Source organism: Streptomyces sp. NPDC031049, assembly GCF_055571015.1.
This window is the reverse complement of the sequence record NZ_JBVIGC010000006.1, coordinates 1-19,756: the sequence shown is the minus strand read 5'-3', so window position 1 is coordinate 19,756 and position 19,756 is coordinate 1. Positions and strand designations below refer to the sequence as shown.

Annotated in this window: 16 protein-coding genes; 9 read left to right on the top strand and 7 right to left on the bottom strand. The window is 73.0% G+C overall.

The features are described from left to right. Nucleotides 1-161: 161 nt before the first annotated feature. The gene (locus ACZ45Q_RS12005) at nt 162-1,133 is read left to right on the top strand and encodes a glutathione S-transferase family protein (protein ID WP_468258651.1); all 972 of its coding nucleotides are present in this window, start codon (nt 162-164) and stop codon (nt 1,131-1,133) included. 153 nt (nt 1,134-1,286) lie between these two features. Here the strand turns inward: ACZ45Q_RS12005 and ACZ45Q_RS12000 are convergent, their stop codons facing one another. Both ACZ45Q_RS12000 and ACZ45Q_RS11995 read right to left on the bottom strand, forming a co-directional pair. Next, complete coding sequence (locus ACZ45Q_RS12000) at nt 1,287-1,853, bottom strand: SRPBCC family protein (RefSeq protein WP_468258649.1); 567 nt, start codon at nt 1,851-1,853, stop codon at nt 1,287-1,289. Beyond that, complete coding sequence (locus ACZ45Q_RS11995) at nt 1,850-2,851, bottom strand: NADPH:quinone reductase (protein WP_468258647.1); 1,002 nt, start codon at nt 2,849-2,851, stop codon at nt 1,850-1,852. Before ACZ45Q_RS11995 ends, ACZ45Q_RS12000 begins: the two co-directional genes overlap by 4 nt. Nucleotides 2,852-3,140: 289 nt before the next feature. On the opposite strand from ACZ45Q_RS11995, the gene ACZ45Q_RS11990 reads away from it, so the two are divergent. After that, the gene (locus ACZ45Q_RS11990) at nt 3,141-4,781 is read left to right on the top strand and encodes a carboxylesterase family protein (protein WP_468258644.1); all 1,641 of its coding nucleotides are present in this window, start codon (nt 3,141-3,143) and stop codon (nt 4,779-4,781) included. Beyond that, entirely contained in the window at nt 4,778-5,242 is a 465-nt protein-coding gene (locus ACZ45Q_RS11985; protein WP_468258641.1) for a GNAT family N-acetyltransferase, read from the top strand. The genes ACZ45Q_RS11990 and ACZ45Q_RS11985 overlap by 4 nt, the downstream gene beginning before the upstream one ends. A gap of 124 nt (nt 5,243-5,366) precedes the next feature. On the opposite strand, the gene ACZ45Q_RS11980 is transcribed toward ACZ45Q_RS11985, so the two are convergent. Beyond that, entirely contained in the window at nt 5,367-6,533 is a 1,167-nt protein-coding gene (locus ACZ45Q_RS11980) for an IS701 family transposase (RefSeq protein ID WP_468258638.1), read from the bottom strand. Nucleotides 6,534-6,800: 267 nt separating this feature from the next. Here ACZ45Q_RS11980 and ispH point away from each other — a divergent pair, with 267 nt between their 5' ends. From ispH to ACZ45Q_RS11955, 5 genes are all read left to right on the top strand, one after another. Next, nucleotides 6,801-7,751: a 4-hydroxy-3-methylbut-2-enyl diphosphate reductase gene (gene ispH / locus ACZ45Q_RS11975; protein ID WP_468258635.1), complete on the top strand. Its 951-nt coding sequence runs from the start codon at nt 6,801-6,803 to the stop codon at nt 7,749-7,751. A gap of 25 nt (nt 7,752-7,776) precedes the next feature. Then, complete coding sequence (locus ACZ45Q_RS11970) at nt 7,777-8,820, top strand: polyprenyl synthetase family protein (RefSeq protein ID WP_468258633.1); 1,044 nt, start codon at nt 7,777-7,779, stop codon at nt 8,818-8,820. Between the two features lie 4 nt (nt 8,821-8,824). Next, complete coding sequence (locus tag ACZ45Q_RS11965; RefSeq protein ID WP_468258630.1) at nt 8,825-10,675, top strand: 1-deoxy-D-xylulose-5-phosphate synthase; 1,851 nt, start codon at nt 8,825-8,827, stop codon at nt 10,673-10,675. Beyond that, on the top strand, nt 10,672-11,841 hold the full coding sequence (ispG, locus tag ACZ45Q_RS11960; RefSeq protein WP_468258627.1) for a flavodoxin-dependent (E)-4-hydroxy-3-methylbut-2-enyl-diphosphate synthase: 1,170 nt from the start codon (nt 10,672-10,674) through the stop codon (nt 11,839-11,841). Before ACZ45Q_RS11965 ends, ispG begins: the two co-directional genes overlap by 4 nt. 645 nt (nt 11,842-12,486) lie before the next feature. Further along, nucleotides 12,487-14,898: an ATP-binding protein gene (locus ACZ45Q_RS11955; protein ID WP_468258625.1), complete on the top strand. Its 2,412-nt coding sequence runs from the start codon at nt 12,487-12,489 to the stop codon at nt 14,896-14,898. A gap of 89 nt (nt 14,899-14,987) precedes the next feature. Here ACZ45Q_RS11955 and ACZ45Q_RS11950 read toward each other — a convergent pair whose 3' ends face one another. The 4 genes from ACZ45Q_RS11950 to ACZ45Q_RS11935 are packed head-to-tail and all read right to left on the bottom strand — an operon-like array spanning nt 14,988 to nt 19,409. Continuing rightward, nucleotides 14,988-15,953, bottom strand: a complete 966-nt coding sequence (locus ACZ45Q_RS11950) for a UbiA family prenyltransferase (RefSeq protein WP_468258622.1) — start codon at nt 15,951-15,953, stop codon at nt 14,988-14,990. A 35-nt stretch (nt 15,954-15,988) separates the two neighbouring features. After that, the gene (locus ACZ45Q_RS11945; RefSeq protein WP_468258620.1) at nt 15,989-17,377 is read right to left on the bottom strand and encodes an NDP-hexose 2,3-dehydratase family protein; all 1,389 of its coding nucleotides are present in this window, start codon (nt 17,375-17,377) and stop codon (nt 15,989-15,991) included. Further along, complete coding sequence (gene rfbB, locus ACZ45Q_RS11940; protein ID WP_468258617.1) at nt 17,374-18,357, bottom strand: dTDP-glucose 4,6-dehydratase; 984 nt, start codon at nt 18,355-18,357, stop codon at nt 17,374-17,376. Before rfbB ends, ACZ45Q_RS11945 begins: the two co-directional genes overlap by 4 nt. After that, entirely contained in the window at nt 18,354-19,409 is a 1,056-nt protein-coding gene (locus ACZ45Q_RS11935) for a glucose-1-phosphate thymidylyltransferase (RefSeq protein ID WP_468259490.1), read from the bottom strand. Before ACZ45Q_RS11935 ends, rfbB begins: the two co-directional genes overlap by 4 nt. A 121-nt stretch (nt 19,410-19,530) precedes the next feature. Here ACZ45Q_RS11935 and ACZ45Q_RS11930 point away from each other — a divergent pair. Continuing rightward, nucleotides 19,531-19,756: hypothetical protein (locus ACZ45Q_RS11930; protein WP_468259487.1), on the top strand; the 226-nt coding region annotated here is incomplete at its 3' end.

The following is a 19,756-nucleotide window of genomic DNA, read 5'->3' as shown; positions in this document are numbered from 1 at the left end:
TACCTCCTCCTCCCTCCCCCCCCCCCCCCCCCCCCCCCCCCACCCCCACCCCACACCCCCCCCCACCCCCCCCCCCCCCCCCCCCCCCCCCCCCCTACCCCCCCCCCCCCCCCCCCCCCGCGGTTCCCGCCACACGGCACCATCGAGCAGAGGAGAACCCCATGCGGGCGGACGAGATACCCACGCGGGAGCACACCCGCGCCCCCCAGCACTTCAGAGCGCGCGTACGGGCGGACGGCGCGGAGGGCTGGCCGGTGGAACCCGGCCGCTACCGGCTGGTCGTCAACCGGGGCTGCCCCTGGTCGCACCGGGTGGTCCTGGCCCGGCAGCTCCTCGGCCTGGACACGGCCGTGCAACTGGCCGACACCGACCCGGTCCGCGAACCGATCGACGGCGACCACCACTGGGTGTTCAGCGAGGCGACGGGCAGCCCGGGAGGCGTCGACCCGGTGCTGGGCATCCACGCGCTGCGCGAGGCCTACCTGGCCACGGAGCCCGGCTACACCGGCGGCGTCACCGTGCCCGCGCTGGTGGACATCCCCTCGGGCCGGGTCGTCAGCAACGACTTCGACCAGCTCGTCCTGGACTTCGTCACCGAGTGGCGCGCAGAACACCGGGCCGGCGCGCCCGACCTGTACCCGCAGCACCTGCGGGACGAGATCGAGTCGCTGTCCGCCGAGATGCACACGGACCTCAACGACGGCGTCTACCGGGCGGGTTTCGCCCCCTCCCAGGAGAGCTACGAGCGGGCGGTGACCCGGCTGTTCCGGCGCCTGGACCTGCTGGAGGAGCGGCTGAGCGGCCGCCGCTACCTGGTCGGCGACGCGGTCACCGTGGCCGACCTGCGGCTCTGGCCGACCCTGATCCGCTTCGACTGCGTCTACCACGGCCTGTTCAAGTGCAACGTCCGGCGCCTGAAGGACTACCCGGCGCTGTGGGCGTACACCCGCGACCTGTACCGGACGCCCGGCTTCGCGCAGACCGTCGACTTCGCCCACATCAAGCGCAGTTACTACTACGGGATGCCCGGCATCAACCCGACCCGGATCGTGCCGGCCGGCCCCGACCCGGCGGAGCTGGACACCCCGCACGGCCGCGAGGCCCTCGGCGCCGGCCTCCCCGCCCCGCGCTGACGGCACGCGCCCGGCACCCGCGCCGCCGGCCCACCCGGCACGCGCATCGCCGGCCCGCCGTGGCCCCCGCCCCCGCTCCGAACGGCACGCCGTGGCCCCCGCGTCCGCTTCCCGGACGCGGGGGCCACGGCGCAGGAGCCCGCGACGGCCGCCCTACTGCGCGGCCTCCTTCTCGATGACGACCTTGAGCCGGTCCAGGGTGGCGGTGACGTCCGCGGCCAGCTTGTCGTTCCACTCGGTCACGAACCGCTTCTGCTCGCTCTCCGACAGCCCAGAGATGATCTTGGCGAGGCCCTCGGTGAGCCGGGCGAGCCGGAAGTGGTGCACGACCCGGCTGCCGCCGCCCGGCTCGGGCGTGATCTCGTACGACCAGATGCTCTCCTGCCGCGTGCGGTCGGCGGCCAGGATCGACCAGCGGAAGACCCGGCCGGGCTCGGCCTCGATCACCTCGGACTCGGTGGTCCACGGGCCGCGGATCACCGGCGCCCAGGCGACCACGTCGGTGCCGCGCACGTTGTCGCCGCGGAAGACGGCGCCCACCGTCCGCGGTTCGCCCTCGACCCAGGTCCCGCCCGTGCACTCGGGGCTCCACTCCCCGCTGCGGCCCAGGTCGCTGACGGTGTCGTACACCGTGTCCGGCGACGCCGCGATCACCGTCTCGGCCCGCACCTCGAAGATCGCCGAGCGGCCCTCGAGCAGATGGCTCGCCTGGTTCGTCATGACGCAACTCCCTCGTGAGTGAAATCGGTGAGCAGGACCAGTCGCCTGCCGTGCAGTTCGCCCCGCTCCATGCGGATGTGCGCCTCGCGGGCCGCACTGAGGGGCAGCTTCTCGGTGACCCGGGGCCGCAGCCGTTTCTCGGCGAGCAGCCGGTTGATGGAGACCGCCGCCCGGGACAGCTCGTCCGTGGTGGCGTGGGAGATCACGAAGCCCAGGATCGAGGCGTCCTTCATGAAGAACGGCCCCGCCGGCAGCTGCGGCCGGGACGTCACCCCGGCGAGCAGCACGATCCGGCCCCGCGGCGCGAGCATCTCGACCGCGACGTCCAGGTCGTGGTCGCCGAAGGTGTCGATGTGCAGGTCGACCCCGCCCCCGGCCCGCTCCCTGACCGCGGCGGCGAGGTCCGGCTCGTGGTAGTCGACGACCGCCGTCGCGCCGAGGGACCGGCAGTAGTCCGCGTCCCGCGGACTGCACGAGGCGACGACCCGGGCGCCGGCGTCGACGGCCATGGTGACCAGGGCGCTGCCGACGTTGCCGGCCGCCCCGCCCACGAAGACGGTCTCGCCGGGCCGCACCGCGCCGTGGGTGAACAGCGCCAGATGGGCGGTGCCGGCCGGGTGCGCCACGGCGACGGCGTCGACGGGGTCCACGCCCTGGGGGAGGTGGTAGAGCCGGTCCGCCGAGACCACCGCGCGCTCGGCGGCCGCACCCTGCCGGCCCTCGTGACCCAGGCTGTTGGACCACACCAGGTCGCCCGCGGCGAAGCCGTGAGCGCCGGGACCGGCATGGAGGACCCGGCCGACCAGGTCCCGGCCGATGACGAAGGGGAACGGGAGCGGGGTGCGGAACACTCCCTTGCGGACGAAGGTGTCCACCGGGTTGACCGTGGTCGCGAGGACCTCGACCAGGACGTCCGAGGGACCGGGCAGGGGACTGGGGAGCATGCCGAACCGGATCGCCTCCGGCGGGCCCAGCTCCTCGACATAGGCAGCACGCATGCCGCCAAGGACGACACAGCGCGCCGCCCCGCGCCAACGCCGGCCGGCCTTTCTGTCAGGTCCCGGGCCCCGCCCCTCCGCCGGTCCCCGGGCCCTGCCCCCTCCGTCGGTCCCGGCCCTCGCCCCCCATCGGTGCCGGGCTCCGCCCCTCCCTCGGTCCGGGCCCCCGGCCCCCGTCGGCTCCGGCCCCGCCCCGGCCCCGACCTGACGGATCACACGGCGGCGCGTTGGTGCCGCACCCCACCGGCCCCAGGATGGCGCGCGAGTCAACAGCGAGGGAGTAACGCGCATGACCCGGCCCGCGACCACCGACCCGCCCGGCGTGACCGGGTACGGCACAACGGAACGACCACGGAACGACGCCGGCCCGCGGGAGCCGGACCGGGTCCGCACCCGGATCACCGCCGGCACCCTGGCCGGCCGGCGGGCCGGACCGGTCACGGCGTTCCTCGGCGTCCCCTACGCCGAACCCCCCGTCGGCGCCCTCCGGTTCGCCTCCCCGCGCCCGCTGCGCCCCTTCACCGGCGTCCGGGACGCCACCCGCCGCGCACCGGCGGCCTGCCAGTGGAGCGACCCCGACGGCACCGAGGACTGCCCTGACGCGAACGTGTGGACGCCCGGCGTCGAGGGCCGCCGTCCGGTGCTCGTCCACATCCACGGCGGCGGCTGGCAGAAGGGCTCGGGCGGCGACCCCACGTACGACGGTGCGCGGCTCGCGACCCGCGGCGACCTGGTCGTGGTGACCTTCAACTACCGGCTCGGCGTCTTCGGTTTCGGCCTGCACGAGGCGTTCCGGGACGAGCGGACCGGCTCGTGCGCCAACTGGGGGCTCCAGGACCAGATCGCCCTGCTGCACTGGGTGCGGGAGAACGCGACGGCCTTCGGCGGAGACCCGGACGACATCACGGTGTGCGGCTCGTCCGCGGGCGGGGCCTCCGCCTGGCAGCTCGCGCTCCTGCCCGAACTGCGGGGCACCGTCCGCCGGATCGTCCCCATCAGCGCATGCCACGTCACCGTCCCGGCCACCTCGCAGACGCCCGGGGACTCCCGCCGCGTGTACGGCATCCTGGCCCGTCGCCTGGGCACCACCGTGGCGGGGCTGCGCTCGGTGCCGGCCGGGGTGCTCCGGGACGCCGCGGCCACCTTCTTCGCCGGCCGCCCCGCGGACCGCCCCGTCCGGACCGGGCGCTGGTACCGGGGACCGGTCCTGGACCACCGGTGGATGCCCGGCTTCGACCACGAACTGCCCACCCCGGACGTGCCGGTGCTGTCCGTGCACATGGCCACCGAGGGCTCCTTCTACACGGGCCCCGGCTCCCCGCAGCCCGCCCCCGTACCCGTCGACGAGGCCTCCCTGCGCCACGCGGTCCGCGAGGTCCTGCTGTACGCCGCGGACGAGGAGCGGGTCGGCGGCCCGGACGGCCTGCCCCGGGCGTGCGTCGAGGCGTACCGGGACGCCGCCGTGGCCGAGGGGCGCTCCGGCGATCCGCTGTCCGTGTGGACGGAGGTCTGGGGCGATCTGCTGTTCCGGCACGGCATCGTCCGGCTCGCCGAGCGGCACGCCCGCCTCGGCCGCAGCCCGCTGTACGCGATGGAGCTGAACCACCCGGTCCGGCCGCCGTACTTCGGCACCCCGCACACCGCCGACGCCGTGTTCCTCTTCGGCACCCACGGGCTGCCCCGGCACGTCGCCAGGTTCGGCGACGGCCCCGCCGAGCGGCGCGTGTCGGCCGCCTTCATGGACATCGTGGCGTCCTTCGCCAGGGGCTCGCGGCCCGAGGCTCCGGGCCTGCCGCCCTGGCCGGCGTTCACGCCCGGCACCCCGAGCACCCTCGTCCTGGGCGGCGCCCGTCCGGCCGAGACCGCCGTGATGCCCAAGTCCCGGCAGCTGGCCTTCTGGGACGACGTCCCCTGGGTGCCCCGGCCGTGACGGGCGGGAGACCGCCCGCCGGTGACGGGCCGCTGATCACCGACGTCGCACCGGGCACCGCGGGGATGAGCGACGGGGTACGCCCGCTGATCCGCACGCTGCGCCCCGAGCTGACCGCGGACGCCTTCGACCGGTTCGCCGCCGAAGCGCACGCGCAGGGGCTGGTGTTCACCGCCGCCCACCTCCCGGACGGCACCTGCGCGGCCGTGGCCACCCACCGCACCCTGGCCACCAGCCGGGGACGGATCCTGTTCGTCGAGGACCTCGTCACCGGCACCGGCCACCGGTCGGCCGGGATCGGGGCGAGGCTGTTCGAAAGCCTCGTCGAACGCGCCCGTGCCGCGGGCTGTGCCGCCGTCGAACTCGACTCCGGCGTCACCAACCACGCCGCCCACCGCTTCTACCACGTGCGCCGCATGCGCATCGCGGCGCTCCACTTCAGGCTCGACGGCCTGCTCTGACCTCCGGCCGCCCCGCGTCCGCGCCCCTCACCCCTTCCCCCGCGCCCCCCTCCCCCAGGGGGGCGCGGGGGAAGGGACGACGTCGGCCACGTCGCGACGGTGCCGGCCATCGCTCCGGCCACCGTCAGGAGGCCCGCCGCGCCTGCGGGGCCGTCGCGGAGAGCATCCAGACGGCGTGCGCGGCCGAGGCCAGGGTGGTGTGCCGGTGCCAGCCGCCGTAGGAGCGGCCCACGTAGTCGCGGATGCCGACGTGGGAGGTCACCTCGTCGAAGTCCCGGTCGACGCGCCGCGCCGAGTCGCTGAAGCGCAGCACCGAGGCGGCCGGATGCGGCAGGTCGGTCAGCCACATCTCGGCCGGCCCGCGCCGGCCCGGAGCGCTGACACCGACCAGCGCCAGCGGCGCCCCGCCCGGTCCCGTCCCCGGCACCCGCACCCCGACCGCCGCGACCAGCGCGGTCCTGCGCACCGCCGGCAGCGACCGGGAGACGGTCTCCAGGCGGGCCACGGGCCGGAACAGGGCCCGCGCCGCCTGCATGATCTCCGGCGCCGTCAGCCGGTGCGAGCCGTACCCCGTCAGGGCGGGGTCGTGCACCGTGAGCGGCAGGTCGCCGTGGACCCGGACCATCGCCGGGAACCCCAGGGCGCGCAGCCCGCGGAGCGTGGCGACGGGGTCCGCCTCCTCGATGTCGACGACCACCGGACGCTCCGGCAGCTCCCAGGCGGCCAGGCTCTCCCGGCAGGCCGTCAGCACACAGTCCCCGAGCGTCTCCGGCCCCGCCTCGCACGGAATGGAGGCCTGGTTGCGGCGCAGCCCGTCCTTGATCCAGGCCTGCGGAAGATACAGGCGCCAGTTGAACGGCGCCGTCAGCGTGTCGGAGACGCCCCACACCCCGACGGAACGCTGGGCGTTGAGGGCCTGCCCCTCGTCGGCCGAGAAGCACCGCCCGACCCCGACCGAGTGCCGCCCCACCTTCGGGATCGTCATCAGTCGGGCGACGTAGGCCTGCGGGGGCGCCAGCCGGGTCAGATGGCCGGCCAGGGACCGGCGCACCGGCATCCAGTCCCAGGTGGAGCTGCAGATGAAGTGGTGCAGGCTCTGACCGGTGCTGCCGCCCTTGAGCGCCGCCATGTTCCGGATCGACTTGCGGCCACGGGTGGAGAGCAGCCCGTGGACGTACTCCATGCCCCGGCGCCGCTGGTCGCTGCGGCGCAGTGTCGCGAAGAGCTCCGTGCCCAGGTCCTCGAGCGCATCCCCGAGCACCGCTTCGGGACGAATCAGAGCAGTACTCATGTGACTCCTCGGTCGATTCATTTCACGCCGTGCGGCCCGCTCAATTCACGCCGTGCGGCCGGAAGAATTCACGCCGTGCGGTCCGCTCCACATTAGGAATCCGGGGCAGCCGTAATGAATGACAAGGGCCTGGCAAGGTTCAGCGGTTGGGGCGAGTGCGGTACATGACTGCTTCGAGCCCGACCGCACCGATGCGGTTGACCGGCGACGCACCTGAACAGCACAGTCGGCTACGGGAGTTGGACCACGCAGCGGAGACGGGTGAACATGGGACGCAAGAAGAAGGTCATCCTCGCGGAACCGCGCAGTTTCTGCGCGGGTGTGCGTCGCGCCATATCAATTATCGAGCTGGCGCTGGAACGCCATGGCGCCCCGCTTTATGTGCGCAAGGAAATCGTGCACAACCACTATGTGGTGAAGCAGTTCGAGCGGCGCGGCGTCGTGTTCGTGGATTCCGAGGAGGAGGTGCCCGAGGGCGCGGTGTGCGTGTTCTCCGCGCACGGCGTCTCCCCCCAGGTGCGCAGCAACGCCCGGGCCCGCCGGCTGGAGGTGATCGACGCGACCTGCCCGCTGGTCTCCAAGGTGCACCAGGAGGCCAAACGGTTCGCCCGGGAGGAACGCACGCTGCTGCTGGTGGGACACGCCGGGCACGAGGAGGTCGAGGGCACCTACGGGCACGCGCCGGACCGGACGGTGATCGTGGAGACCGTGGAGGACGCCGAGCGGCTCGACCTGCCGGCCGACACCCCGGTGGCCTACCTCACCCAGACGACGCTGTCGGTGGACGAGACCCGCGACATCATCGAGGTGCTGCGCCGCCGCTTCACCGATCTGCGCGGCCCGGGCACCGACGACATCTGTTTCGCGAGCCAGAACCGGCAGGACGCCGTCAAGCAGGTCGTGCCGCGCTCCGACCTCGTGCTCGTGGTGGGTTCCCGCAACTCCAGCAATTCGCTGCGGATGGTCGAGGTGGCGCGGCGGCTCGGTGTGCGGGCCCATCTCGTCCCGGACGTCACGGAACTGGACGAGAGCTGGCTGGACGGAGTGTCGGTGGTCGGCCTGAGCGCGGGCGCGAGCGCCCCGGAGATCCTCGTCGACCAGGTGCTCCGCAGGCTCGCGGACCTCGGGTACCGCGACATCGAGATCGAGCGGGTGGCGCAGGAGGACGTGGTCTTCCATCCGCCGACGCACCTCATCGACACGGCCAAGGCCGGCTGACCGGCCGGATGGGAGAGGGAGCACTATGACGACCGCGGTGACGGACCGGCTGGCGGTGCGCGGCACGCGCGCGGAGGTGCTGCGCAGGGCCGAGCGACGTCTCGGCGAACTCCTCGCCGACGAACGCGCCCGCTGGAGCGGTGTCGACGAACGGGGCGCGGTGCCCGTGGACACGGTGACCTCCCTGGTCGACGCGGGCGGCAAGCGGCTGCGCCCCGCCTTCTGCGTGACCGGGTACCTGGCCGCGGGGGGCGACCCCGACGACCCGATGGTGGCGGACGCCGCCTCCGGCATCGAACTGATCCACACCGGCGCGCTGCTGCACGACGACGTGCTCGACGCGTCCGACACCCGGCGCGGCGCCCCCGCGGCGCACGTGCGGCACGCCACGGTCCACGCCGAGCGCGGCTGGCGGGGCGAGTCGCGCCGCTACGGCGAGGGCGTGGCACTCATCTCCGGGGTGCTGGCCATGCTCTACGCCGACCGCCTCACCCGGGGCCTGCCGCCCGCCGCCCGCGACGTGTGGGGCGAGATGGTCACCGAGATCCAGATCGGCCAGCACCTGGACGTGGCCGTGGCCGCGGAGGGCGTCATCGCGCCGGAGTTGTCGCGGTGGATCGCGATCTGCAAGTCCGGCCGCTACAGCATCACCCGCCCCCTGCTGCTGGGGGCCGCGCTCGCCGGACGGCCCGACCTGACCGGCGCGTTCGAGGAGTACGGCGAGTGCCTCGGGCTCGCCTTCCAGCTGCGCGACGACCTCATCGGCGCGTTCGGCGACAGCACGGTGGCCGGCAAGCCGGTCGGACTCGACCTGGAGCAGCACAAGATGACGCTGCTGCTCGCCGAGGCCGCCGAACGCGACCCGCAGGTGCGCTGCCTGGTCAACCGCCCCGCATGGGACACCGCCGCGCTGCTCGACCTCCTCGGCGAGAGCAGGACCCGTATCGAAGCGCGCATCGACGCGCTCGTGGAACGCGCCGGCGCGGCCCTCGACCAGGCCGCGATCGAACCGGTGTGGCGGGACGAACTCAGCGAGATGGCCCTCGAAGTCGCCTATCGGAACCGGTGATCGCATGTCATTGCTGGAAACCGTGCACGGCCCGGAGCGGCTCCGGGAACTGAGCACGGAGGAACTGGACGTCCTGGCCGCGGAGATCCGCGCCTTCCTCGTCGACCGGGTCTGTGTGACGGGCGGTCACCTCGGACCCAACCTGGGCGTCGTGGAACTGACCCTCGCCCTGCACCGGGTCTTCGACTCCCCCCGTGACCGGCTGCTGTGGGACACCGGTCACCAGTCGTACGTGCACAAGATCGTCACCGGGCGGGCGGCCGGCTTCGACCGGCTGCGCCAGGAGGGCGGTCTGTCGGGCTACCCGAACCCGGCGGAGTCCGAGCACGACTTCGTGGAGAACTCCCACGCCTCCACCGCGCTGTCGTACGCCGACGGCCTGGCCCGCGCCGACGCCCACCAGGGCCGCACCGACCGGGCCGTGGTCGCCGTCATCGGCGACGGGGCGATGACCGGCGGCATGGCCTGGGAGGCCCTGAACAACATCGCGGGCGGCCCGGACCGGCCGCTGATCGTCGTCCTCAACGACAACCAGCGCTCCTACGCGCTCACCCAGGGCGGGTTCGCCGACCACCTGGGCGAGCTGCGGGCCGGACACCCGGGCCCGCCCGGCCTCTTCGAGCAGTTGGGGCTGGCCTACCTCGGCCCCGTCGACGGGCACGACGTGACGGCGCTGGAGGAGACGCTGCGGCGCGCCCGGGAGCTGCGCCGGCCGGTCGTCGTCCACGTGGTGACCGAGAAGGGCCGCGGTTTCGCGGTGACCGAGCGGAACGAGCTGGACCGGGGCCACGCCGTCAAGCCGATGGACCCCGAGACGGGCCGTCCGCTGAAGAGTTCCGCGGGGCCGTCGTTCACCTCCGTCTTCGGGCGCGAACTCGTCCGCATCGCCGAGCGCCGCCCGGACGTCGTGGCGATCACGGCGGCCATGCTGGAGCCGACCGGTCTGCTGCCGATGCAGGAGCGCTTCCCGAAGCGGGTCGTCGACGTGGGCATCGCCGAGCAGCACGCGGTCACCATGGCCGCCGGCATGTCCCTGGGCGGCGTCCACCCGGTCGTCGCCATCTACTCCACCTTCGTCAACCGCGCCTTCGACCAGCTGCTGATGGACGTGGCGCTGCACCGAAGGGCCGTGACGTTCGTGCTGGACCGCTCCGGCGTCACCGGTGACGACGGTCCCAGCCACAACGGGATGTGGGACATGTCCGTCCTTCAGGTGGTCCCCGGGCTGCGGATCGCCGCCCCCCGGGACGGCGCCCGGCTCGCCGAGCTGCTCGGGGAGGCCGTCGACTGGGAGGAGGGCCCGACCCTGGTGCGCTTCCCCAAGGGCCCGACGGGCGAGGACATCCCCGCCAAGACCATGTTCGCCGGCACCGACGTGCTGCACCGGGCCGGACCGCTGGACGTGCTGATCGTCTCGGTGGGGGCCCTGGCCCGGGTGGCGCTCCAGGTGGCCGAGGTGCTGTGGGCGCACGGGATCGGCGCGACGGTGGTCGACCCGCGCTGGGTGACGCCGGTCAACCCCACGCTCGCCGACATCGCGCGCCGGCACCGCTTCGCCATCACCGTCGAGGACAACAGCCGGCTGGGCGGCGTGGGTTCGACCATCGCCCAGTTCCTGCGCGACGAAGGGGTGCGCACACCGCTGCGGGAGTTCGGCATCCCGCGGCGCTTCCTCCAGCACGGCAGCCGCGCCCAGGTGCTCTCCGGCTGCGGGCTGACCGCGCAGGAGATCGCCAGGGCGGTGGTGGAGGAGATCAGCGGTCCGGTGGAGGACCGGGCCGGATCGGGAGTGATCGACTTCGAGCGGGAGATGGCCCGCCTGATCGAGCGGGAACGCGGAGGGGACACACGATGACGACGGTCGGTCTCGGAATGCCCGCGATCAGGCCGGGGGCGGACCTGCCGCCGCTGGCCCCGCGCCGCAGGTCCCGGAAGATCATGGTGGGTGAGGTGCCGGTCGGCGGGGACGCGCCGGTGTCGGTGCAGTCGATGACGACGACCGTGACCGCGGACGTCAACGCCACGCTCCAGCAGATCGCCGAGCTGACGGCGGCCGGCTGCCAGATCGTCCGGGTCGCGGTGCCCTCGGCCGACGACGTGCAGGCGCTGCCCGCCATCGCCCGGAAGTCGCCGATCCCGGTGATCGCCGACATCCACTTCCAGCCCAAGTACGTGTTCGCGGCCATCGACGCCGGGTGTGCCGCCGTACGCGTCAACCCGGGGAACATCAAGAAGTTCGACGACAAGGTCGGGGAGATCGCCAAGGAGGCCGCCAACGCCGGCATCCCGATCCGGATCGGCGTCAATGCCGGTTCGCTGGACCGGCGGCTGCTCGAGAAGTACGGCAGGGCGACCCCCGAGGCGCTGGTGGAGTCGGCGCTGTGGGAGTGCTCCCTGTTCGAGGAGCACGGCTTCCGCGACATCAAGATCTCCGTCAAGCACAACGACCCGGTGGTCATGATCGCCGCCTACCGGCTGCTCGCGCAGCGCTGCGACTACCCCCTGCACCTCGGCGTCACCGAGGCCGGTCCGGCCTTCCAGGGCACGATCAAGTCCGCGGCGGCCTTCGGCGCGCTGCTGTCGGAGGGGATCGGCGACACCATCCGGGTCTCCCTGTCGGCGCCGCCGGTGGAGGAGGTCAAGGTCGGCACGCAGATCCTGGAGGCGCTGGCGCTGCGCGAGCGCGGCCTCGACATCGTCTCCTGCCCCTCCTGCGGGCGGGCCCAGGTGGACGTGCACACGCTGGCGGAGAAGGTCTCCGCCGCGCTGGAAGGGTTCCCCGCGGCGCTGCGGGTCGCCGTCATGGGCTGCGTGGTGAACGGGCCGGGCGAGGCCCGGGAGGCGGACCTGGGCGTGGCGTCCGGCAACGGCAAGGGGCAGATCTTCGTCAAGGGGGAGGTGATCAAGACCGTTCCCGAGTCGCTCATCGTGGAGACTCTGGTGGAGGAGGCCGTACGGATCGCCGAGGAGCGGGGCGAGTCGGTCGACGGGCCGGGCCCGGTGATCGTCACGCCGTCCTGACCCTCACGTCCCCTAGCCCCTCTCGTATCCCTCGCCCCTCGCCCCTTCGTCCTCCTCCGTGCCGACGACGGCCCGCGGGTTGCCCCGCGGGCCGTCGCGCTGTGCCGGAGGAGTTGACATTGTCAGCCCCCGACCAGGGAGGTTTCACGCCAACCGGCCGCGCGCGGTCCGGGCCCCCGGCAGGACGCCACCGCGTGCGGCCGGCCTCCGACGGCGCAGAACGCCCTGGGCACCGCGGGTGGTTGCCGGAACACGGAGAGAGCGGCGCCGTACGGGAGGAAGGGGAAGGCCGTCGGGTCCCCGGCCGAAACGAATCGCTCTCACGTGCGACTGAACTACCTTGGCGTTGTCCGGAACAGGATGGAACGGGGGTGACTGCACGCGGTGTCGGCGGACCTCGCACGCGGCCCCGGACGGGGAGTTCCGCGCCCGGCGGGCTGAGGAGGAACCTTTCCGCTCCTCGCCCGCGGCGCGTTCCCTCCCGCCGCCTCGCGACACCGACGCCCGGCCGGCTCCCCGCGGCGCTCCCGCGCCGGGTCACCGTGGACGGCGCGGAACGGCCTCGCCTCGTCCTGCGCACGGGCTTGCCCGGAAACAAGCGGGATCCCTTCATCACGTGTGTCCGTTGATCCATAGGGGCTGCCCATGTATCCGATCAGTTCGAGCACCATCAGTGACGAGCTCAGCACCGGCGGACTGGGTGTGCTCACCGTCGCCAGCCGCTGTCTCGTGGGCCGGCAGCGGGAGGGGGCCGAACTGCGCGGGCTCCTCGGCAATCCGGCCGTCCGCGTCGTCACCGTCACCGGCCCGGCCGGCGTCGGCAAGAGCAGGCTCGCCGCGGCGGCGTTCGCCGACGTCTCCGGCTCCTTCGAGGACGGCGGATGGGTCGTCGACCTGAGCGACGCCCGGCCGGGCCAGGACCCCGAGACCGTGCTGGCCGAGACCCTCGGCCTGGAGACCGGCACCGCCCGGCCCTCGCACACGCTCCTGCGGCAGTACTTCCGGCCCCGCCGCTGCCTGCTCTTCCTGGACGGCTGCGACCGGATGCGCGCCGCCCTCGTCCCGGTCGTCACCCGCCTGGTCAACGACTGCCCGCGGCTCACGGTCCTGATCACCGGAAACGAGCGGCTCGGCGTCTACGGCGAGGTGCTGCTGCGCCTCGGCCCGCTGGAGCTGCCCCCGGACGACGCCGAGCCGGACCTGGCGGAGCTGCGGGAGATCCCCTCGGTCAAGCTGTTCCTGCAACGCACCGCCGTCAGCCGCCCCCACTTCGCGCTGACCGAGCACAACCGCGACGCGGTCGTGCGGCTGTGCCGGCGCACCGACGGCCTGCCGATGGCGATCGAGTTCGCCGCGTCCCGCATGAAGATGCTCTCCCCGCAGCGGCTCCTGGACGAACTGGACGCCGGCCTCGACGCCCTGTCCGGCACCGAGTTCGACACCCTGTCCCGGCACCGTGGCATGGGCACGGCCATCGCCCGCCAGCTCGACGCGCTCGACACGCACGAACGCGCCCTGCTGCGCCGGCTCGCCGTGTTCCACCGGGCCTTCGACCTGCCCACCGCCCAGGCCGTGTGGTCGGGCGAGGCCGGCGAACTCCAGCGCCTGCTGGAGAGGTTCGTCGACAAGAGCCTGCTGCACACCGGCGAATGCTCCGACGGCGAGCTGATCATCTCCATGCTCGGCCTGACCCGGCAGTTCCTGCTGGAGGAGGCCGACGCCCTGGGGGAGAGCGACGAACTCGCCGCGGCCCACTCCGCGTTCTGCGTCGACCTCGCCGAGAGCGCCGAGAGCGGGCTGCGCGGACCCGGCCAGGGCCGGTGGCTGCGCGCCGTCGACTACTGGCGGCAGGACCTCACCGCCGCCCTGGACCACCTCGCGCGGTCGGGCGACACGGCGGGCGTCGTCCGGATCGCCGCGAGCCTGCGCGAGTACTGGCAGGCGCGCGGCGAGATCAGGGAGGGCATCGCCCGGCTGCGCGCCGGGCTGGACGACACCAGCGGCCTCACCCTGCCCCAGCAGGCCAAGGCACTCCTGTCGCTCGCCGAACTGCTGCTGAGCGCCTGCGAGATGACCGCCGCCGAGGACTGCCTCGGCAAGGCCCGTGCGGCCTTCGAGGAACTGGGCGACGCCGCCTCGGTGACCGTCTGCATGCGGAGCGCCGGGCTCGTCGCCCTCCAGCGCGGGGACCTGGTCGAGGCCGACCGCCGCCTCGAGGACTGCGTGGCCGCCGGTGCGGGCGACGACGGGGCCGAGCACGCCGAGGTGCTGCGCGTCCTGGCGGAGGTCCGCCGCGCCGAGGGCGACGCGGCCGGCGCCCGCCGGCTCGCCGAGGAGGCGCTCGCCTTCTTCGAACAGCGCCGGGACGTGCGCAACATCGCCCTGACCCGTCTCGTCCTGGGCGACGTGGCCTTCGCCCTGGGCGACCAGGACGGCGCCGTCGACCTGTACCGGTCCGCCCTCGGGGACATCGCCGGGCTGAAGCATCTGGCGCTGTGCGCCCTGGGTCTGGAGAAGTTCACGCTGCTGCTCACCCGCTGCCGCGGCCAGTCCCTGGAGACCTGGCGCCGCGCGGCCCGGGCCCTGGGAGCCGCGGCGGGCATCCGGGCCGCCACCGGCTGTGCCGCGCCCGCGCCCGTCCGTATGGAGGTCGACGCCGTCGCCGCCCTCACCCGGGTCCGCCTGGGCGACGAGGAGGCCGCGGAGCTGGCGGCCGCGGGCCGGCAGTCACCCCCGGACGCCGCCGTCGCCGCCGTGCTCACCCCCCTGGAGGGCGCCGAGCCCGACCGCGACGCACCGGACGGCACCGGCAACCCGCTCACCCCGCGCGAGCGGGAGGTGGCCGAACTGGTGGCGGGCGGCCTGACCAACCGGGAGATCGCCCGCCGGCTCGGCATCGCCGAGTGGACCGCCGTCAACCACGTACGCAAGATCATGCGGAAGCTGGCGTGCACGTCACGCGTCCAGGTCGCCAGCTGGATGGCGAAGCAGGACTCCGGGCGCCGGGACCGGCCGTCGGCGGCACCGTCCGGCGGCGCCCGGGCCCGGGGGGCGTAGCACTCCGTACCGCGGTTCCCGCCCAAAGGCGGGGCCCGGTAGGCGGAGCGGCGGCGGCGCCTCTGCTCCGTGTACCGGGCCCCGCACGCTCAGAACCAGTGGTGCACCACATTGAACAGCAGCACGCAGGCGACGGTCGTCCGGAAGACCACCACACCGCGGCTGCGTGCCAGCAGCGCGTGACCGTCGCGCAGGAACGACCCGTACTGGCGCAGCCGCAGCGCCATCAGCGGCACGGTCGCCACCACGAACCAGCCGGAGATCCACCCCGCGGCGTACGGGCCCAGGACCACCAGCACGTTCAGCGCCGTCAGCGCCCCCAGGAACACCTTGTTGCCGGTTTCCGAGGCCAGCACCGCGACGGTGCGCCGGCCGACCGCCGCGTCGCCGCTGATGTCCTGGGTGTTGGAGTAGCCCGATATCAGCAGCTGCCCGAACCCGAACAGCAGCGCCTCCACCAGCACCAGGGCGGGCAGTTCACCGACGGTCAGCGAGTAGGGGGACACGACGAACGCCGTGGCGGAGAACAGCAGCAGCAGCTCCCCGAGCCCGACGTAGCTCAGCTTCAGCCCCCAGGAGTACTGCACGCTGAAGACCAGCAGCAGCGCGGTGACCACGACGCCCCACACGGGGGCGTGCGGCGCCACGGCCACGGCCACCAGCCACCACAGCGCCCCCCACCCCAGGGCGACGTACCCGAACCGCTGCGCCTGGCGCACCGTGAGTTCGCCGGTGAGCAGCGGCTTGCGCTTGAGCGGACGCAGTTCGGTGTTGCCGTCGCAGAGGTAGTTCGCCGTGTCGCTGCCGTCCTTGACGCCGGTCACGTCGTCCAGCGTCATCACCGCGGACAGCACACCGACCTTCCCCAGCGCGAACACCAGCAGCGTCAGGAGCACCTGCCCGTCCAGCCGGGTGCTCGGCTCCATCGCGGTCCACACGATGAGCAGCGCGAGGAAGAAGTCGAGGACGAACTGGAACTTGACCAGCCTGGCGTACCTGCCCAGTCGCTGCCGAGCGCCCGCCGACGGGGCCACTTGTGTACCCGCAGCCGCCATGGAGTGAGTCCTTACTGTCGGGCCCGGGACGCCCCTCAGAGCGTCACCGCGGCGGTGTTGAGACAGGCGAGCAGTGAACGCGCCTGCACGTTGACGTAACGGCTGTGCCGCACCAGCGAGGTGAGCTGCCCGGGGGTCACCCAGCAGTAGCCCGGCGGCGGTTGCGCCGGCGCCTGCGACTCGTCCGCCTCGACGATCAGGTAGCGGCTCTGCGCGTGGTAGAAGCGGCCGCCCTCCTCGGAGTGCACGGCCCCGTAGCGGATCTGCTTCTCGTCGGCGCCGAGCACCAGGTCCAGGAACCGCGGGCGCCGCGCGGGGCCGAGGTGGCGGTGGTTGTCCGGGGTGCACTGCACCGTCGGAGCCAGCTCCAGCGTGTCCAGCAGCCCGCCCTCCGGGAGGGCCTGCGCGAGCAGGTGCGGGACGCCGCCGAAGCGCCGGGTCACGAACGCGGTGACCCCGAGGCCGAGCGGTTCGATCAACGGTTGCGTCCACTGCGCCACCTCCCGGCTGGCGGCCTCCACCGCCACCGCCATCACTCGGAAGTAGCGTTCCGGGACATGGTCCACGGACCAATCGCCGCGCACCCAGTCCGTCACCTCCGCGAGCGGCACCGACCGCACCCGGCGGTCGTGGCGGGAGCGTTCGGCGGTGATCCAGGAGAGCAGCCCCAGGTCGGAGTGGAGCGCCCCGGGCTCGGCCGGCTGTGCGGGGGCGCAGGCCAGGACGGTGCGCGCGTCCATGTTCACCACGTTGTCGAGGCGGAGCAGCGCGCCGATCTGCCCGAGGGTGAGCCAGCAGAACCCCTCCTCCAGCGGGACGTCGCCCTCCGCCTCCACCAGCATGTTCCGGTTGGCCTTGCGCAGGAACCACGAGCCGTGCTCGGACTGGAGCACATCGGCGATCACCCGCTCGGGCGCCACGTCCACGAAGTACTCGAGGTACTTCACGTCCGCGCCCCGGTGCACCTTGGTGTAGTTGCTGCGGGTGGCCTGCACGGTCGGCGACAGCTGGAGCAGGTTGGGGTTGCCCGGCTCCATCTTGGCCTGCATCAGGAAGTGCAGGACGCCGTCGAACTCCTTGGCCAGGATGCCGAGGATGCCGACCTCCGGCTGGTTGATGATCGGCTGGCGCCATTCGGGGACCGGGTTCTCGGGGTGGGTGACGTGGATGCCCTCCACCGAGAAGAACCGGCCGCTGCGGTGGACGAGGTTCCCCGTCCCCGGCGCGAAGGACCAGCCGTCCAGGCCGGCGAACGGGATGCGCTCCACCCGGAACCTGTGGTTCCGTGCGTGTTCCGCCAGCCACGGCCCGACCTGCTCGGTGCCCGGGCCGCGGCCGTGCAGGGCGAGCGCCGAGCGGACCAGGCGGTCCGTGTCGGACGCCCGGCCGTCACGGCGCCGCGGGAGAGCCGCCACCGTGCTCATCGGGCCGCCTCCGCGGCGCGCTTGACGTCCTTCCACCAGCCGGGGTTGTCCCGGTACCAGTCGACGGTCTCGCGCAGACCCCGCTCGAACGGCACCCGCGGCGCGAAGCCCAGCTCCTCGCGGATCTTGGTGCCGTCGAGGGAGTAGCGGTCGTCGTGGCCGAGCCGGTCGGCCACCCGGCGGATCGCGGAGGCGTCGGCGCCGCACAGCCGGAGCAGCTCGTGGGTCAGCTCCAGGTTGGTCCGCTCCACGCCGCCGCCCACGTTGTAGATCTCCCCGGCCCGGCCCTTGGCGCGGACCATCTCCACGGCGCGGCAGTGGTCCTCGACGTGCAGCCACTCGCGGACGTTGTGCCCGTCCCCGTACAGCGGCACCGGCCTGCCCTCCAGGAGGTTGGTGACGAACAGCGGGATCAGCTTCTCGGTGTGCTGGTACGGGCCGTAGTTGTTGGAGCAGCGGGTGATCGACACGTCCAGCCCGTGGGTGCGCCAGTACGAGCGGACCACCAGGTCGGAGGAGGCCTTGGACGCCGCGTACGGCGAGTTCGGCGCCAGCGGCCAGGTCTCGGTCCAGGAGCCCGAGGGGATCGACCCGTAGACCTCGTCGGTGGAGACGTGCACGATCCGCTCCACGCCGCTGTGGCGGGCGGAGTCCAGCAGCACCTGGGTGCCCACCACGTTGGTGCGGATGAAGTCGGCCGCCTGCGCCACGGAGCGGTCGACGTGCGACTCGGCCGCGAAGTGCACGACCGAGTCGTGGCCGGGCAGCAGGTCGCGCAGCAGCTGTGCGTCGCAGATGTCGCCGTGGACGAACTCCAGGCGCTCCGCGCCGATCGGCAGGTTGGCGAGGTTGCCGCTGTAGGTGAGCTTGTCGACGACGGTCACCCGGGCGCCGACGGCCTGCGGATAGCGGTCCTCGAGCAGGGCGCGCACATAGTGCGAGCCGATGAAGCCGGCGCCGCCGGTCACCAGGATCCTCATGATGCGACCTCCACCCGGGAGTCGTCCCCGACGATCAGCCGGTGCCGGCGGGTCGCCGTCACCGAGGCGGTCCTGCCGATGAGCGAGCCGCTCAGTCCGCGCAGGTCGGACAGTGAGGACCCGTCCTGCACGATCGAGTCCTCGACGCTGGTGTGCCGCACCGTGCAGCCGCCGCCGATCGCGGTGTACCGCCCGATGTGGCTGTCCTCCACGACGCTCCCGGGCCCGATGAACGCCGGTCCCTCGATGCGGGAGCGCACCACCCGCGCGCCCGGCGCGAGCACCACCGGACCGGTCAGCTCACTGACGGCGTCCACCTCGCCGAGGCGCCGCGGGAGCTGTTCGTCGAGCAGCCTGCGATTGCATTCGAGGACGGCGTCGACGTTTCCGGTGTCGGCCCAGAATCCGAGGTACTCACTGGCCTTCACCCGGGCACCGTTCTCCACGAGCCACTGGACGGCATCGGTGATCTCCAGCTCGCCGCGGGCGCTGGGCCGGATGCCGTCGACCGCCCGGTGGATGGCGGGTGTGAAGAAGTAGACGCCGATCAGGGCGAGATCGCTGCGCGGCTCGGCCGGCTTCTCCGCCAGCCGGGTCACGGTGGCCGACGCGTCGACCTCGGCGACCCCGAATGCCCGGGGGTCGGCGACCTTCTGGACGACGAGCTGGGCGTCCGGACGCTGTGCGGCGAACGTGCGGGCGATCTCCGCGATGCCCTCCGGCAGTACGTTGTCACCGAGGTACATCAGGAAATCGTCGTCGCCCAGGAATTCCCGGGCGATCAGTACGCAGTGGGCCAGCCCGAGCGGCTGGGCCTGGGGTATGTAGGTGATGCGGGCACCGAATCGGGAACCGTCGCCGATCACCTCACGTATCCGGTCCGCCCGGTCGCCGACGATCACGCCGATATCCGTGATGCCCGCCGCCAGGATATTGTCGATGACATGTTCCAGGACCGCCTTGCCGGCGACCGGAATCAGCTGTTTCGGCGTGGAATAGGTGAGGGGCCGAAGCCGGGTTCCCATCCCGCCGGATAGTACTAGAGCCTTCACGGTGTCCTTCCGGATGTGATTCTTCGGCCTATGGGAGAAGTCCGTTGGGTTTTCCGGGAGTGCAGAAGTGAGGCTAACGGCGCCGCTGCGAGCGCTCGTCGATAAGCTCGTGGACTCTGTCATGTCCTGCTTGACACTTGACGAAGCCCCGGAGTTCGCATTGCCGCCCCCTTGGCGGACGGGAGTCACTACCGGCATGACAGTTGTAGCCAAGGACCCCGGAGGCCTCCCCGAGGAGCGGAAGCCGGTCGCCCGGCTGGACCGGGTGATCATCAGGTTTGCCGGTGACTCGGGTGATGGTATGCAGCTCACGGGTGACCGGTTCACGTCGGAGACGGCGTCGTTCG

Excerpts from the sequence above, each read along its gene's own strand:
- ACZ45Q_RS12005 (WP_468258651.1), top strand. The coding sequence starts at position 162 with ATGCGGGCGGACGAGATACCCACGCGGGAGCACACCCGCGCCCCCCAG.
- ACZ45Q_RS12000 (WP_468258649.1), bottom strand. The coding sequence starts at position 1,853 with ATGACGAACCAGGCGAGCCATCTGCTCGAGGGCCGCTCGGCGATCTTC.
- ACZ45Q_RS11995 (WP_468258647.1), bottom strand. The coding sequence starts at position 2,851 with ATGCGTGCTGCCTATGTCGAGGAGCTGGGCCCGCCGGAGGCGATCCGG.
- ACZ45Q_RS11990 (WP_468258644.1), top strand. The coding sequence starts at position 3,141 with ATGACCCGGCCCGCGACCACCGACCCGCCCGGCGTGACCGGGTACGGC.
- ACZ45Q_RS11980 (WP_468258638.1), bottom strand. The coding sequence starts at position 6,533 with ATGAGTACTGCTCTGATTCGTCCCGAAGCGGTGCTCGGGGATGCGCTC.
- ispH (WP_468258635.1), top strand. The coding sequence starts at position 6,801 with ATGGGACGCAAGAAGAAGGTCATCCTCGCGGAACCGCGCAGTTTCTGC.
- ACZ45Q_RS11970 (WP_468258633.1), top strand. The coding sequence starts at position 7,777 with ATGACGACCGCGGTGACGGACCGGCTGGCGGTGCGCGGCACGCGCGCG.
- ACZ45Q_RS11965 (WP_468258630.1), top strand. The coding sequence starts at position 8,825 with ATGTCATTGCTGGAAACCGTGCACGGCCCGGAGCGGCTCCGGGAACTG.
- ispG (WP_468258627.1), top strand. The coding sequence starts at position 10,672 with ATGACGACGGTCGGTCTCGGAATGCCCGCGATCAGGCCGGGGGCGGAC.
- ACZ45Q_RS11955 (WP_468258625.1), top strand. The coding sequence starts at position 12,487 with ATGTATCCGATCAGTTCGAGCACCATCAGTGACGAGCTCAGCACCGGC.
- ACZ45Q_RS11950 (WP_468258622.1), bottom strand. The coding sequence starts at position 15,953 with ATGGCGGCTGCGGGTACACAAGTGGCCCCGTCGGCGGGCGCTCGGCAG.
- ACZ45Q_RS11945 (WP_468258620.1), bottom strand. The coding sequence starts at position 17,377 with ATGAGCACGGTGGCGGCTCTCCCGCGGCGCCGTGACGGCCGGGCGTCC.
- rfbB (WP_468258617.1), bottom strand. The coding sequence starts at position 18,357 with ATGAGGATCCTGGTGACCGGCGGCGCCGGCTTCATCGGCTCGCACTAT.